General features: G+C 68.8%; 11 protein-coding genes. 5 read left to right on the forward strand and 6 right to left on the reverse strand.

Annotated elements, in window-relative coordinates; all coding sequences use genetic code 11:
• The first annotated feature begins 9 nt into the window (after positions 1 to 9).
• Entirely contained in the window at positions 10 to 2,718 is a 2,709-nt protein-coding gene (gene mutS / locus A176_RS14530) for a DNA mismatch repair protein MutS (protein ID WP_193409864.1), read from the forward strand.
• Positions 2,719 to 2,981: 263 nt separating this feature from the next.
• On the opposite strand, the gene A176_RS14535 is transcribed toward mutS, so the two are convergent.
• The 6 genes from A176_RS14535 to A176_RS14560 all read right to left on the reverse strand — a co-directional run bounded on the left by A176_RS14535 (position 2,982) and on the right by A176_RS14560 (position 9,198).
• Positions 2,982 to 3,752 carry a hypothetical protein gene (locus tag A176_RS14535; protein WP_002640337.1) on the reverse strand — a complete coding sequence of 257 codons (771 nt, stop codon included), beginning with the start codon at positions 3,750 to 3,752 and terminating at the stop codon, positions 2,982 to 2,984.
• 170 nt (positions 3,753 to 3,922) lie between these two features.
• Positions 3,923 to 4,249 (reverse strand): hypothetical protein, encoded by a 327-nt coding sequence (locus tag A176_RS14540; RefSeq protein WP_002640336.1) that lies wholly within the window; start codon positions 4,247 to 4,249, stop codon positions 3,923 to 3,925.
• A gap of 160 nt (positions 4,250 to 4,409) precedes the next feature.
• On the reverse strand, positions 4,410 to 5,105 hold the full coding sequence (locus A176_RS14545; RefSeq protein WP_144429543.1) for a hypothetical protein: 696 nt from the start codon (positions 5,103 to 5,105) through the stop codon (positions 4,410 to 4,412).
• 9 nt (positions 5,106 to 5,114) lie between these two features.
• Positions 5,115 to 7,736 carry a hypothetical protein gene (locus A176_RS14550; protein WP_049872302.1) on the reverse strand — a complete coding sequence of 874 codons (2,622 nt, stop codon included), beginning with the start codon at positions 7,734 to 7,736 and terminating at the stop codon, positions 5,115 to 5,117.
• Positions 7,737 to 7,895: 159 nt separating this feature from the next.
• Positions 7,896 to 8,432, reverse strand: a complete 537-nt coding sequence (locus A176_RS14555) for a hypothetical protein (protein WP_049872303.1) — start codon at positions 8,430 to 8,432, stop codon at positions 7,896 to 7,898.
• 100 nt (positions 8,433 to 8,532) lie between these two features.
• A complete protein-coding gene (locus A176_RS14560; RefSeq protein WP_144429544.1) occupies positions 8,533 to 9,198 on the reverse strand; it encodes a peptidoglycan-binding domain-containing protein in 666 nt (221 codons plus the stop codon).
• 515 nt (positions 9,199 to 9,713) lie between these two features.
• Here A176_RS14560 and A176_RS14565 point away from each other — a divergent pair.
• The 4 genes from A176_RS14565 (at position 9,714) to A176_RS14580 (ending at position 14,354) form a co-directional block, all read left to right on the forward strand.
• Positions 9,714 to 10,478 carry a DUF3592 domain-containing protein gene (locus A176_RS14565; protein ID WP_002640331.1) on the forward strand — a complete coding sequence of 255 codons (765 nt, stop codon included), beginning with the start codon at positions 9,714 to 9,716 and terminating at the stop codon, positions 10,476 to 10,478.
• An 86-nt stretch (positions 10,479 to 10,564) separates the two neighbouring features.
• On the forward strand, positions 10,565 to 12,583 hold the full coding sequence (locus tag A176_RS14570; protein ID WP_002640330.1) for an N-acetylmuramoyl-L-alanine amidase: 2,019 nt from the start codon (positions 10,565 to 10,567) through the stop codon (positions 12,581 to 12,583).
• Between the two features lie 445 nt (positions 12,584 to 13,028).
• Positions 13,029 to 13,568, forward strand: a complete 540-nt coding sequence (gene pru / locus A176_RS14575; RefSeq protein ID WP_002640329.1) for a fruiting body development fimbrial-like coat protein PRU — start codon at positions 13,029 to 13,031, stop codon at positions 13,566 to 13,568.
• An 84-nt stretch (positions 13,569 to 13,652) separates the two neighbouring features.
• Positions 13,653 to 14,354 (forward strand): fimbrial biogenesis chaperone, encoded by a 702-nt coding sequence (locus A176_RS14580; protein ID WP_002640328.1) that lies wholly within the window; start codon positions 13,653 to 13,655, stop codon positions 14,352 to 14,354.
• Positions 14,355 to 14,380: the final 26 nt, after the last annotated feature.

Here is a 14,380-nt window from a genome sequence, read left to right on the forward strand (position 1 = left end):
CCCGGGGACATGACGCCGGAGGTGGGGACGGTGAGCGAGGGTGCGGGCACCCGCGAGATCGCCTCCCTGACCCCCATGATGCGCCAGTACCTGGAGGTGAAGGCGCTCAACCCGGACGCGCTGCTGTTCTTCCGGCTGGGTGACTTCTACGAGATGTTCTACGAGGACGCGATCAAGGCCTCGGAGATCCTCCAGATCACCCTCACCGCGCGGGCCAAGGGCGCGGACAAGGTGCCCATGTGCGGCGTCCCGTACCACGCGGCGCGGCGCTACATCGGCCGGCTCGTGTCGGAGGGCCTCAAGGTCGCCATCTGCGAGCAGGTGGAGGAGGCGGGCAACGGGCCGGGCATCGTCCGCCGTGAAGTCACGCGCATCATCACGCCGGGCATGGTGCTGGATGAAGAAGTGCTGGAGCCGCAGGCCAGCAACTTCCTGGCGGCCGTGTGCTGGAATGACAAGGGTTGGGGCGCGGCGCTGCTGGAGGCGTCCACCGGCGAGTTCATGGCCCTGGAGGCCCCTGGCATCGCGGAGCTGGCGGAGGCGCTGTCGCGCGTGGAGCCGCGCGAGCTGCTGGTCGCGGATGGCAAGCGGGACGCGCCCGAGGTGACGCAGCTCTGCGCCCGGCTGGCGCGCACGCCGGCGATTGCGGAGGGTGAGGGCGCCTCCTTCGAACCCACGCGGGCCGCGGCCTACCTGCGGAGTCACTTCGCGGTGCAGTCGCTGTCCGCCTTCGGGCTGGATGACGCGCCGCTGGCGGCGGGCGCGGCGGGCGCGGCGCTGCGCTACCTGAAGGACACGCAGAAGACGCCGGCGGCGCACGTGGACCGGCTGAGCCGGCAGGAGCGCGGCGGCCACCTGCTGATGGACGAGTCCTCGCGGGCGAACCTGGAGGTGCTGCGTTCGCTGCGGGACGGTGGGCGCAAGGGTTCGCTGCTCGGCGTGCTGGACAAGACGGTGACCAGCCTGGGCGCGCGCAAGCTGGCGCGGTGGCTGGCGTCGCCGCTGGGCTCGCTCCCGGAGATCCACGCGCGGCTGGACGCGGTGGAGGAGCTGTCCGGGCGCAGCGTGTGGCGCGAGGAGCTGGCCAGCATCCTCAAGGAAGTGGGCGACCTGGAGCGGCTGTGTGGCCGGCTGTCGCTGGGCGCTGGCAACGCGAGGGATTTGCGGGCGCTGGGTGTGTCGCTGGCGCAGTTGCCTCGGGTCGCGGCGGTGTTGGGGCGGTGTGAGTCCGCGCTGCTCAAGTCGCTGACGGGGCCGCTGTCCGCGCTGCCGGAGCTGGCGGAGCTGCTGTCTCGCGCCGTGGCGGACGAGCCGCCGGTGACGCTGAAGGACGGCGGCATGATTCGCGCCGGCTACAACGCGGAGCTGGACAAGCTGGTGGCGCTGTCCACGCACGGCAAGGACCTGCTGCTCCAGATTGAACAGCGAGAGAAGGAGCGCACGGGCATCTCCTCGCTGAAGGTCCGCTACAACAAGGTCTTCGGCTACTACCTGGAAGTGACGAAGTCGAACCTGGACCGGGTGCCCAAGGATTACATCCGCAAGCAGACCACGGTGAACTCGGAGCGCTTCGTCACGCCGGAGTTGAAGGAGTACGAGGAGCAGGTGCTCACGGCCGAGGAGCGGCGGTGCACGCTGGAGCTCCAGCTCTTCGAGGAGCTGCGGGCGAAGGTGGTGGCGGCGGCGCCGCGCATCCGGTCCGCCGCGGAGGCGGTGGCCGCGGGAGACTCGCTGCTGTCGTTCGCGCGCTGCGCGGCGGAGTACGGCTACACGCGGCCCGAGGTGGACGCCTCGGAGGCGCTGAGCATCACCGCCGGGCGGCACCCCGTGGTGGAGCGCATGCTGGGGGCGGGGGATTCGTTCGTTCCCAACGACGTGCGCCTGGACCCGGCGGAGGACGCGCAGCTCCTGGTGATTACCGGGCCGAACATGGCCGGCAAGAGCACGGTGATGCGGCAGGTGGCGCTGACGGCGCTGATGGCGCAGGCGGGCTCGTTCGTTCCGGCGAAGGCGGCGCGCATTGGCCTGTGCGACCGCATCTTCACGCGCGTGGGCGCGGCGGACAACCTGGCGCGCGGTCAGTCCACGTTCATGGTGGAGATGACGGAGACCAGCCACATCCTCCATCACGCCACGAACAAGAGCCTCATCATCCTGGATGAGATTGGCCGTGGCACGTCCACGTTCGACGGTCTCTCCATCGCCTGGGCGGTGGCGGAGCACCTGCACGACACGGTGGGCGCGCGGGCGCTGTTCGCCACGCACTACCACGAGCTGGTGGACCTGGCCCGTGAGCGGACGCGGGTGAAGAACCTGTGCATCGCCGTGAAGGAGCAGAACGGCAAGGTCATCTTCCTGCGCAAGCTGGTGCCGGGTGGGGCCAGCCGCTCGTACGGCATCGAGGTCGCGAAGCTCGCAGGCCTGCCACCGGAGGTCGTCGGACGCGCCCGGGAACTGCTGCAGAACCTGGAGTCCGGTGAGTTGGATGACGCGGGCCGGCCTCGGGTCGCCGTCCGGCAGCCGCAGGGCGGACGGCGCGCGGCCTCGGCTTCCTCGGGCCAGCTCGGCCTGTTTGGCGCGGAGCCCGTGGCCGCTCCCGCCGGACCGTCTCCGGCGCAGCAGAAGGCGCTGGATGCGCTGAAAGGCGCGACCATCGACCGGATGACGCCGCTGGACGCGCTCAACCTGCTGGCGAAGATTCAGCGCGAGCTGGAGTAGGGCGGCGGGCCAGGAGCCCTGTGGGCCCCTGAGTGGGCTCCGGACTCCAGGTCGAAGCTCGCCTCGCTGGGCAGACGCTCGCCCTCGGTCGCGCGAGCTGGAGTAGGGCGGCCGGGCAGGAGTCCTGTGGGGCCCCTCGGTGGGCCCCGGACTCCAGGTCGAAGCTCGCCTCGCTGGGCAGACGCTCGCCCTCGGTCGCGCGAGCTGGCGTCGGGCGGTTGGGCCGGAGTCCCTCGGGGCTCCGGTTGCTTCGCGCCCGATGCCTAGAGGTACATGCGCACCGGATGGACGCGGTGGGCCGCTTCCAACGCGGCCCTGGGACCCGAGCCTCCGTGGACCACCGCCTCGATGCGGTTGTTCGTGGGGCCATGCGGGCTCGCCGGGACGCAGACGGCGTGGGCTTCCTCCAGCGCCATGGCAGGACGGGCCTGCTGAATGAGATAGGGGATGGGCGGCACGTAGCCGACATCTTCCTGGAAGGCGTATCGCGTCAGGGCATGCTCCACGCGCGTGTATGCGCAGGAGTTGCCGGAGCGGGAGGGCCTCGACGCCGCGGCCTGCGTTTCCTGGGCGGGAGGCACGCTGCTGGGCAGGGACCGGCGCTGCCGGATGAGCCGACTCGACGCGACGGCGTCACAGCCGAACTCCAAGGCGCTGAAGGTGAAGCCCTTCAGGGCGGTGGGTGCCTTCGGGTCCACCTCCTGCTCCGAGGGCACCTCCTGGGTCTCTATGAACTCCGACTCGGGGACCAGCCGCGTCGTGCATTCCAGCGGTTGACCGTCCTGCTTCGTCATGAAGACCACCTGTACGTCACTGACGTACCGGGCGCCGGAGGCCTCGGCCCGGTCGAGCAGGGCCAGCACCAGCTCGGTTCCATCCTGCCCCTGTTCGAAGGGCATGGAGATGGACCAGGCCTCCATGGCGGCGCGCTGCGCCAGGTCCGCCGGAGCCAGCTCCACCGGCTCGACGCGCCGCGCGCTGTGTGTGCATCCCACGAAGACCGACAGAGACACCGCGAGGAGTGCGTATCGCATCGGATGACCTCCCAGAATCGTTGTCACGCATAACGTGGCACCGTGGGAGGCATATTGCCTGGGGGCGCGCCTCCGCCGCGCGCGAACCCGGGGCTCCAGGAATGACCGGGTCCTGAAGCCCCGCAAGCGCGAGCACGTCCCCCTGCTTCAGGGGACGTCTTCGTGCTGAATTACCGACAGGTGATGCTGCTGAAGAGCGGGTAGCAGCCATTCCGACTGCCGCTGGAGCGGGGAATCCAGGTGGTGGTGCCGAAGACGTGGTCGAGGTACGCGGACTCGTCCTCACCACAGACTCCCGTAAAGGCAACCATCACGCGATAGCCCCGCGCTTCGCAATAGGCGAAGCCATTCGCGGCGGTGAGCCAGATCTCCCTTTCGTAGCCTTGGTAGTTCGCGGTGACATTGTAGAACGTCGCGTCAGCCTGGGCGACTCCCGCGGTTCCCAGCAGCGCGAGCAGCGCGGTGGACTTCGCCATCTTGCGGACAAGCGTCTTCATGGTGCCATCTCCCTGGTCGGTTTCCCGGAAGTCCGGGACCGCCAAGCTAAGTCAGACGCCATGGATAGCGATTGCGGGTGGGTGACAAGCGAGTCACATCCGCGTGGCTGTGATTGTCTGGAATTGTGCCGTGTCACGGATGGCGCGCACCACCCTGGGCTCAGTCAATGGCGCGCCACGCCGCCTCGTCGAGGTCGGGGAACTCAATCCGGCATGGGGTGGCGCCGAGTCCGTCGATGCGGACGAGGCCCTCCTTGCCGAGGACGCCCTCGAACGTCCGCCCATCATCCAGGACCACCCGGTAGCGCTCGCCGACGTAAGGAGCGTCATCCTCGCCGACCAGCTCGAGCTCAATCCAGTGCTGGCCTGCCTCCGGAGGTGGTGGCGTGTCCCTCCTGCACGGCGTCACGGTGCCGCCGACCTCGGCGTCGCCGAAGCGCTTGGCGACGGAGGCCGTCTCCGCGAGCTCACCCGTGGGCGCGCGCTGCTGCGCCGCTTCGAAGAGATAGTCACCCTTGGACAGGGTCGCGTGGCGCTGCTGGGCGGACAGGATGTCACCCGCCCAGGGTTGCGCGGGGTCCCGGTCGAAGTCAGGGCCGAACTGGCGCATGACGCCGATGAACTTGAACACCTCACGCTCGTTCACGACGCCATGGGTTCGCGCGCGGTCGACACCGTCGCTCACCAGCGAACTCAGGTCCGCTTCACCCAAAGGGTCCTTCGCGGGGGCCGAATCGGCGAGTCCCTGAAGGGCGCGTTGCTCGAACACCCGCCTCTCGCCCGTGCCGAGCGTTGTCTGCTGCTCCGCCCGAATCTTCAGGCCGCCAGGCGTCGCGGGTCTACGTGGGGTCGACATCGCCGCGCCTCATCCCTGCAAGCGGTAGGACTTGCCGCACGTCTTGCATTTGAAATCGCTCACGTCGCGGGATGGCGCCGCGTCGCGGACGGAGTCCCACGCCAGTCGTACGTGTCCGAAGGGATGACTGCGATCCGGGTCGCCCTGTGCCCCCTTGTGGCGGGAGCGGGTGCTGGTGTTGTAGCGCCAGACCCAGCCGCGTGCCTCGTACTTGTAGATGGCAAGCGGGTGGGCATGGCCGCAGTAGCCGGCGGAGACGGTCTGCTTGGCATAGCCGTGAGAGAAGCCGTCGGCGTCAATGCCATAGGAATAGGCAATCTGCCCCCCACTGCCATTGGCTCGAAGAAACCGCGAGCCGAAGGCGTGGTAGGCATCATGGCGCAGGGCCGGCGTGCGCGCGGATTCAATCACGGTGCGCACCGCCTCCACCGTCGAGCCCACCAGATAGGCCGCGGCCCGCTCGGCGGCGAGCTTGGCCGCGGCGTGGGCGATGGCGTCGAGGACGAGCCCGGGCGCGGCCCAGTAGGACGCGGACACCGCCCCTTGCACCTGGCCCGCGAGCGCCACGAACTGCCCCGCGCCGACCGTCAACGCGGTGCCGGCCGCGTTGCTGGCCTTGGCGACGCGGTGCCGGTTGCTGCGTCCGTTCGCCGAGGCCTGGATCGCCGCTGTCGCCGCCGTCGCGAGGTCGTTGAGGACGTTCTCGTCGGCGTTGTCGAGGTCCATGCGCTGCTTGAAGTCCTTGGCCTTCCCCGGCGCGAGCCCGTGCTTGTAGGAGGCCCACAACTCCCCAAGCGCGGAGGCGGCCTCCGCGCCGGCGTTGTCGGGCGTGAGGAGCTGTTGGCCTGTTCCGACCAAGGCGTTCGCGAGGTGGTCGACGTGGGGAATGAGGTCTCCGTCGAGCGCGCCCGCGGAGATGTTGGTGAGCTGCGCGTCGGTCAGCGCCGGGCCCACCCGACGCCCGCGAATGGCCCGGGCCGCGACTTCGACCACGGACTCGATGGGGGAGGTCCCCGTCTTCGTCGAGACGCTCTGGGTGGTGCTGGCGAGGCAGGCCGCGAGCCCGACGATGGTGGCATCCGGGTAGCGCCAGGCCGCGATGGTGACCGCCGCCGCGACGGCGGCGAACTTGCCGGGACTGGCCGTGACTTCGTTGGGGTGCGCGCGGTTCAGCGCGTACACGGCGGTCGCCGCGGCCCGTGCGACCCGTGAGATGTTGACCCGCAGCTCTCGGCGGCGATTCGACTTGCGTCGCCGTTGGAGGGAGAGCGCGGCCTCGGTGACGGCGGAGACCACGCTGTTGGTCAGCCCGCCCGCGGCGTTGACCCGTCGGGTCCTGAAGCGGAGCACGGCCTGGGCCGCACGCGAGCCGGGCGCGAAGGGGATGCTGCGCCCCTGCAAGTGGGTGGTGCATTCGTAGATGGCACCGTGATGCATCGCGGTCATCGCGACCACCCGCGGCCGCTTCGGCTGCTGCATGGACGGTACGTATTGGTACTCCGCGTCACCGTTGAGCAGGATGAAGCGTTCATCGGTGTGATGCGGCGCATGCCCCGTGTTGAGCTGCGGTGGAGGCGCGCCAGGCGCCGCCGCGGCACGCACGCCAAGCCAGGTCCACGCGCCCGGCTCGATGGTCCCGTCACGAGTCAGCGCCCCACAGGCCGCTCGGACCCGGCCCGGGTAGCTGTGCAGCGCGGGCGCGGCCGCGGCGACCGTCGCACTCGCGAGTTCCTGAGCCACGGTGTTGGCCCACCCCGCGTTGTGGAGGCGCAGGGTGGGGAAGGTGTTGTGGCCATTGAGCCAACCGGCCGCGGTCACGGCGTTCTCCGCGTGGACCACCACGCGCTCCGCGGCGCGCACGGCCGCCAGGACGCACTCCGCCACCGGCAGGTGGGGCTGCCGCCCGGCGGCGGTCTGCGACGCCGCGAGCACCGTCGCCACCGGCAACGCCACGCGCTGCACAGCGGGGCGATGGAGCAACCCGATGTTGGCATTGACCGACCCGGTGACCAGGCCATGCGCGGCTCTCGCGCGGACGAGGAACGGCGAGAGCGCGGAAGACGCGACGCCATTGACGGCCGCGACACCCACCGCGGGCGCCGGATGCTGCGGGCTCTGTCGCACGCATATGAACGCCGCCATGCCGGAGCCGTTGGGATCGGTTTGCGCTCCGGAGCAGCGTTCGACGTAGCCCCACGGAAAGACCTGGTGCTGGACCTGGTTCGAGTAGGGCACGGTATGAAGCCGCCCGCCGGCCTGCTTGATGCGTTTCTGGAGCTTGGTGGCGAACGTGCTGTGGCCCTGTTCGGGGACGAGCCATTCCGCGGACAGGCAGCGCGTCACGTGCTTGCTGAGGTTGATGTGATCCTGGTCCCAATGCGACAGGATGATGAGCGGATCATCGCAAAAGCACGGTTTCGTCGGGGGCGTGGGGAACTTGCCCTTCTCCGTGCTGTAGCCGAAGTCGTAATAGGCGACGATCTTGCCGCCGCCATCCACGATGGCGTTGAGGTTGCCCTGGCCCACGTCGAAAACAATCACATAGGGTGACTGCGACCGTTGCCCGCAGTTGCCACACCGCTGTCCCTGGACGTTGGGCTGCCCGCACGACCAGCAGTCGGCGCGCTGCATGGGATTGGGACCTGCGTGACCGCTCCAGCCCGCCATGTCAATCGCCTCGAGTGAAGTGCAGCGCCTGCAGCACGGCTTGGGATCGGAACAGGCCCCGGAACTGGAAGTGGCCCTGCACGGGAGGCGGCGGGGGCCTCGCGGCGAGGTGTGAGATGGAAATCAACCTGTAGGCTCTGGGATCGTCCAGCTCGTCGGTTTGGGGATCCGCGATGGAGAGCATGCCTGTCTCGGGGGTCGGCGAGACAGGGTTCCGGTAGCGGCTGAGCGTGAGCCCGTACCAGTAGCCTTCCTGGATGGCTCCCGGCTGGCCCTGCGGGGGCGCTCGATCCGGGTCGACACGTCGCTGGAGTCGAGTTGTATGTGATAGAGCGCGAGCGGAGCAGGGTTGTTGTTCGAGCCCGCGATGTTGCGGTAATGCTCGTAGAAGTGGCGCAGCACCACGCGCTGCGCCACGGAATTCTCCCAGGCCGTCCAGTAGTCCCGGTTGCCAATGATCTGCTCGAGTCGAGCGAGCCGATAGTTGCCGGGCATCTGGTTCTCGACGACGTCGTTGAACCACCGCGTGTCGGTGCATTCGAAGTCGAGCAGCCACGGCCCCTTCTCGTCGCCTTCGAGCGAGGTCAGGAAGCCGTAATAGTAGACCTGTTGCATGAACACGCTGGGCGCGCGGCGAACCGTGCCCGAACGGCGCACCATGCCTCGGGGGACACTCAGTCCCGGGCTGAAGAGCGGGGGAGGCTCGTCAAGGAGCGGACGGCGGCTGGTACGGACGTTTCGTGCCATGTCGTGTCGGCGCCTAGGAGCCCGCCGCCTCCCGCAGCTTCGCCCGGGTCGGAGCGTCGAGGCTCCCACTGGGGTCGAGCTGATGTTCTCTCTGGAAGTCAGCGATGGCGGCGTGAAGGTCGCCCCCGGGCGACAGCAGCCCGAGATTGGCGAGCCGCGCCGCGATGCCTTCGCCGCTGTCGATGGGTGGCAGGTGACCGATATCGAGTTCGTAGTAGTCGATGGTCTGCTCGGTCTCCGGATGCAGGAACGCCAGTCGGGCGCGCACTTCCTGCGGGGGAATCCAGACCTCCAGATAGCCATCGTCGTCGAGCGCGCCGTCCTGCACCTTGCCCGCGAGGTCGAGCTTGTACACGAGCCCGGCGCGTGGCTGCTGGTCCGCATCCAGGAACCGGAGCCTCAGCTTTTCGGGCACGCCGCGTCGCCGGAAGCGATGTCTGCGATCGACGGGAGCGTCTGCTGACTTGGCGCGCGGTGGCGGCACCATGACGCGGTCTCCCGGCAGGAGCATGTTGGGATCCTCGCGCTCGCGCCGGAGCTCCTCGTTCTCTGGCAGGTCCCACAGCGTCTCCCAGAAGAAGCCATGGGCATGCGCGATGGAGGCCAGGCACTCACCGGCCTCGACGATGTGGTTCCCCTTGCCCACCGGTGCAACCGTCAACTTGGGATCGCGAGCCACGCCGACGTGCGCGGCATCCTGGTTGAATCCAGTTCGAACGGTCTCAGTCATTGGGAAAAATGGGGGGAAGCCCCGCTTGACAAGCTCTCGCTACAGGTGGCCACTTTTAAGAGCTTTGTGTGCCACCCGAGGGCAGCCACTCCGCAATCATTGTGGTTCACCAACAACGTGTGCCGAAACGCTTGAGCTCGAGGCCCGTGCCACCTGGCAAGAAACCAAGAGCCTTCTATTCGTCAAGTTGCAGCTCCGAGGCGTCCCTTTCGGGACACGACTTCCACCCCGAGATGAAATTAGCAAAGCCAGTGAATGTGATCAAGCCAACGGAGCGCGCCGCCGACGTGGGGAGCGCACCAGGTTGATGTGACACGGGATTGCACCGGACTTGATACGTCGTGAATCACAGCCCCGGGCACCACCCGTGGGTGGTGGCTCACGGGCTCCGGAACTCGCGCGCGCCCTTCCGTGAAGTCCGGAATGCAGCGGCGGCGCACGCATGCGGTAGGCTGCGGCCTCCTATGCAGCTCGCGATTCCGCATGCCCCCCGGAAGGTGAAACTGAGGCAGGTCCCCGGCGCCGTGGGGCGCCTGATTCGGGGCGCGTTGCTGGGCCTGCTGGCCGTGGCCGTCCTGGGCGCTGGCGCCGGGTGGGCCGGGCGCTACTTCGTGGAGGAGCAGGGCTTCGCGTCCCGAGCGGAGGAGGTGGAAGGTGTCGTCGTCGCGTCCCGGCTGCCGCCCGAGGACGAGCGGGACGGCGGGGAGGGGCGGCTCGAGGTCCTCTACACGTTCAGCGAGATGGAGCACTCGGTCTCCAATGTTCGGACCTTCGCGGAGTACGCCGAGGGCCTGGGACGGGGCGCCCGGGTGATGCTGCTGGTGGACCCCGCCTCGCCGGGCCGGCCTCGCGAGGCCCGCTTCGCCCGCTCCCAGGCGCTGCGCGTCGGACTGATGCCCTGGGGCATTGGCCTGGGCGTCCTCGTGGCCCTCGGGGGCTTCGCCTGGGAGGTGCGGCGGCTGTGGCGCTCGGAGGTGGAGCCCCTGCGGCTCGGGGCGCTGGTGTGGCTGACGCCAGATGGACCGCTGCCGGAGTCCCGGGGCGAGGTGGCGTTCCCCGCGCACTATTTCCGGCAAGACGTGAAACACGCGGTCCGGGCCCGGGTCCGTCCGGGCCGTGCGCCGGTTCGCCACGGGGAGAAGGTGCTGGCGGCCGTCGTTCCCAGTCAGCCCGGGTGGGCACGCGTCATCGACCAGGACCTCGCGAGTGTCTTGGGGTGGCTCCGCTAAGACGGCTGGTGGGGGCCGAAAATTTGCGGGGGGGGTGGGGCTGTGTGACACACGCCTGTAGCTCGCACCTACCCGGAGGAAACCCCATGCACTCGCGCCTCGTCACTGTGCTGCCCGTGCTGCTGCTGCTCGTTCCGAGCGCGGTAGGGGCCGCCAAGCGGGACGAGGCGGAAGAGGCCTACCAGGGTGCCCGCAAGGTCTACTACTCGCTCAAGGACGACGCCGCCCGGCGCAAGCTGCGCCACCACTGGCTGAACGTGGCCGCGCGCTTCGAGGGCGTGGCGGCGCGCTTCCCGAAGTCCGACCGCGCGCCGGACGCGCTCTACACCGCCGCCGAGCTGCTCCAGGAGCTGAGCCGCATCTCCTTCGTGGAGGACGACCTCAAGGCGTCCATCGCGGACTACACCAAGCTCATCGAGGGCTATCCGAAGCACCGCCTGTCGGATGACGGGGCCCTCGCGCTCGCGAAGATTCACGTTCACCGGCTGGACCAGCCGGAGGCCGCGCGCCGCGTCCTCACCGAGACGCTCGCCGTCAACGGGAAGGGTGACCGGGCCCGCGAGATGAAGGAACTGCTGGCCTCGCTGCCGGCTCCGCCGAAGCCGGCCCCCGCGCCGCGCAAGGCCGCTCCCGCCGTGGCGAAGGCGCCCGCGCAGAGCAGTGGCTCCGGCAAGTCCGCATCACAGGATGCGGCGCCGGCGAAGGCGGACAAGGCCTCCGAGGCCAGCACCGCCGTTGCGGCGAACGACAAGGACTCCTCCGGAAAGGGCGCTGGGGCGGGCAAGGCCACGTCGCCGGCCGATGACAACAAGGCCGCCGCCTCGAACGACTCGGCCACCGCGTCGAACGACACCCGCGGTACCTCGTCCGGCAGTGCCACCGCGTCGAACGACACCCGCGGTGCGTCGTCCGGCAGTGCCACCGCGTCGAACGACACCCGCGGTACCTCGTCCGGTAGCGCCACCACCTCGAACGACACCCGCAGCACCGCGTCCGGCAAGGCCACCACCTCGAACGGTGCTCGCACCGCGTCCGGCAAGGCCGACACCACGCTCGCTTCCAACGACACGGCCAACAGCGCCCCCGCGCAGGACGGCGAGGACGCCGCCGAGGTCCAGGCCTCCGCGCCCGCCGAGCGCCCCGCGTCCTCGCTGGTCGCGGCCATCGAGAAGATTGCCCGGGAGCCCGCGCCCAAGGTCGCCGAGAAGGCGGCGGGCACGGACACGCGTGAGAAGAGCCTGGACGCCGCGGTGGCCGCGGCCATGGCCTCCAAGGCGACCGCGCCTCAGCCGAAGCCGGCCGAGCCGCCGCGCCCCATCACCCGGCCCGTGGATGACCAGGTGGCCCAGGCGCGGCTGAAGGCGGTCGCCAAGCACTCGCGCCGCATGGAGCTGACGCTGGCCGAACAGCTCGGGCTCAAGGTCCGTCGCGTCATCATCGACCCGGGCCACGGCGGCCACGACACGGGCGCCATTGGCAAGGGCGGCACGCGCGAGAAGGACGTGGCGCTGGCCATCTCCATCAAGCTCGCGGACGAGCTGCGCGAGAAGGGCCTGGAGGTCATCCTCACCCGCGACGACGACAAGTTCATCCGGCTGGAGGACCGCGCGAAGTTCGCCAACGCCGAGCACGGTGACCTGTTCATCTCCGTCCACTGCAACGCCGCGGAGAAGCGGACGATGCGCGGCATCGAGACGTACACGCTCAACACCTCGGCGGACCGCTACTCCATCCGTCTGGCGGCGCGGGAGAACGCGTCGTCGGAGAAGGGCATCAGCGACCTCCAGTTCATCCTGGCGGACCTGGCGACCAAGGCGAACACCGAGGAGTCCTCGCGGCTCGCCAGCCACGTGCAGCGCAGCCTCGTGTCGGACCTGTCCAGCAAGTACAAGAACATCCGCGACCGGGGCAGCAAGGAAGCGCTGTTCTATGTGTTGCTGGGTGTGAAGATGCCGGCCATCCTGGTGGAGACGGCGTTCCTCTCAAACCCAGACGAAGAGTCCCGCCTCAAGTCCAATGCCTACCAGACCGAGGTCGCCAAGGCGATTGCCCATGGCGTGGAGGAGTTCCTCGGAGACCGCCGCCGGGTCGCGAAAGTGGACTGAGCGCGCCCCGCGCGTGCGCGTCCGCGGGTGCCGCAAGACGGCACTTGCTGGGCGGTTCAGTTCCGTTCGGCGATGACGTCCCGGTGTCACCCGGAGGACGCCGCCGGACACACTCACGACAGACCTTCCTGGCGTGGGAACTTTTCTTCCCACCCTGGGCAGACGCATTCCTCGGCCTGGGCACATCCCGTCACCATCCGCCACGGTGCGGGGCGCCGCCGCGCCTGTCCGTCCCTCCCTGAAGGGCTCCCTTCAAGGACATGTGTGCGTTTCGCCTTAAAAACAAACAAGCAGTCAAATTCAGGGTTCGCATGGAAACGCATGCCAGCCATTGGTGTGACATGCGCTGAAGGGAGGGGTGGGCGGGACCGCTGAAGGTTCGGCCAACGGGTTGCAATGCCCCGCCGCAGCCGGAATCAACCGGCTGCTCGTTGGAGCATTGTCAATGAACGCAATCAAGACTGCCGTTGCTGCCGTCACCGCCGCTGCTTCCCTCGCCGCCTTCTCGCCCGCCGAGGCCGCCACCGCCACCGCCAACCTGAACGTCACCGCCAACGTCGGTGGCTCTTGCAGCATCGGCGCCGGCACGGGCGGCGGCACGCTGAACTTCGGTACGTACGATCCCATCATCGTGAACTCCGCGCTGGGCATCGACCTGTTCGGCACGGGCACGCTGAGCGTGCAGTGCACCCTGCTCGGCACGGCGGTCATCACCCTGGGCCAGGGCCTGCACGCGGGCGCGGGCTCGACGGACGCGGCGCCGCTGCGCCGGATGCGCAACACGGCGTCGGCGGACTACCTCGCCTACAACCTGTACCAGGACGTGACCCGCCTCATCGTGTGGGGCAACACCGCGGGCACGGGCCTCCCGTTCCTCGGCACGGGTCTTCCCGTCCCCGTGCTGGTCTACGGCACGGTTCCGCGCGGCCAGAACGTTCCCTCTGGCACGTACAACGACACCGTCGTCGCCACCATCACGTTCTGATTCGCGAGGCGATGACCCATGCGTAACCGTCTTCTTTCCTGGACGGGCGGCCTGATGTTCGCGGCTGCCTTGGAATGGACCTCCATGGGGCGTGCGAGCGCGGCTGAGCTCGACGTCAGCCCGGTCCGGCTCGAGTTGGATTCTGGCGCTCGTGGCGTGGTGATGAACGTGAGGAACAAGGGTAACGAGACCACACGCTTCCAAGCCTCTGTCTATTCCTGGGTCCAGGATGAAGAAGGCCGCATGTCGCTCGCGCCGACTCAGGACCTGTTCTTCTTCCCGTCCATGTTGACGTTGGAGCCCGGGGAGTCCCGCCCCATTCGGGTGGGCAGCTCCTCGGCTCCACAGGATACGGAGCGCTCCTTCCGCATCGTCGTGGAGGAGCTTCCGCCGCTGCAACCCTCGACCCAGGCGACTGGGTTGAACGTCCTGACCCGGGTGTCGATCCCCGTCTTCCTCGCGCCGAAGAAGAAGACGCTCCACGGTCAGATTGATGAAGCAGTCTTGCGCGAGTCCAAGTTCCACGTCCGGGTGAAGAACCCGGGCACGGTGAACTTCTTCATCCGGAACCTCCGGGTGCGCGGGCTCGACGCCAAAGGCAAGCGGCTGGTCGAACAAGAGGAGCCCGGCTGGTACGTGCTGGCGGGCGACTCGCAGGTGTACGCCATGGAGGTCGCTGGCAAGGCCTGCCGCAAGGTTCGCACGCTGGAGGTGGAGATGGAGACCGACCAGGGCGTGCTCCGTCAGACGTCCCCCGTGAATTCTTCCGCGCCCTGCGCTCGCTGAAACAAAACCTGTCATGGCCCCCACCA

This window comes from Myxococcus hansupus (genome assembly GCF_000280925.3).
Lineage (GTDB): Bacteria > Myxococcota > Myxococcia > Myxococcales > Myxococcaceae > Myxococcus > Myxococcus hansupus.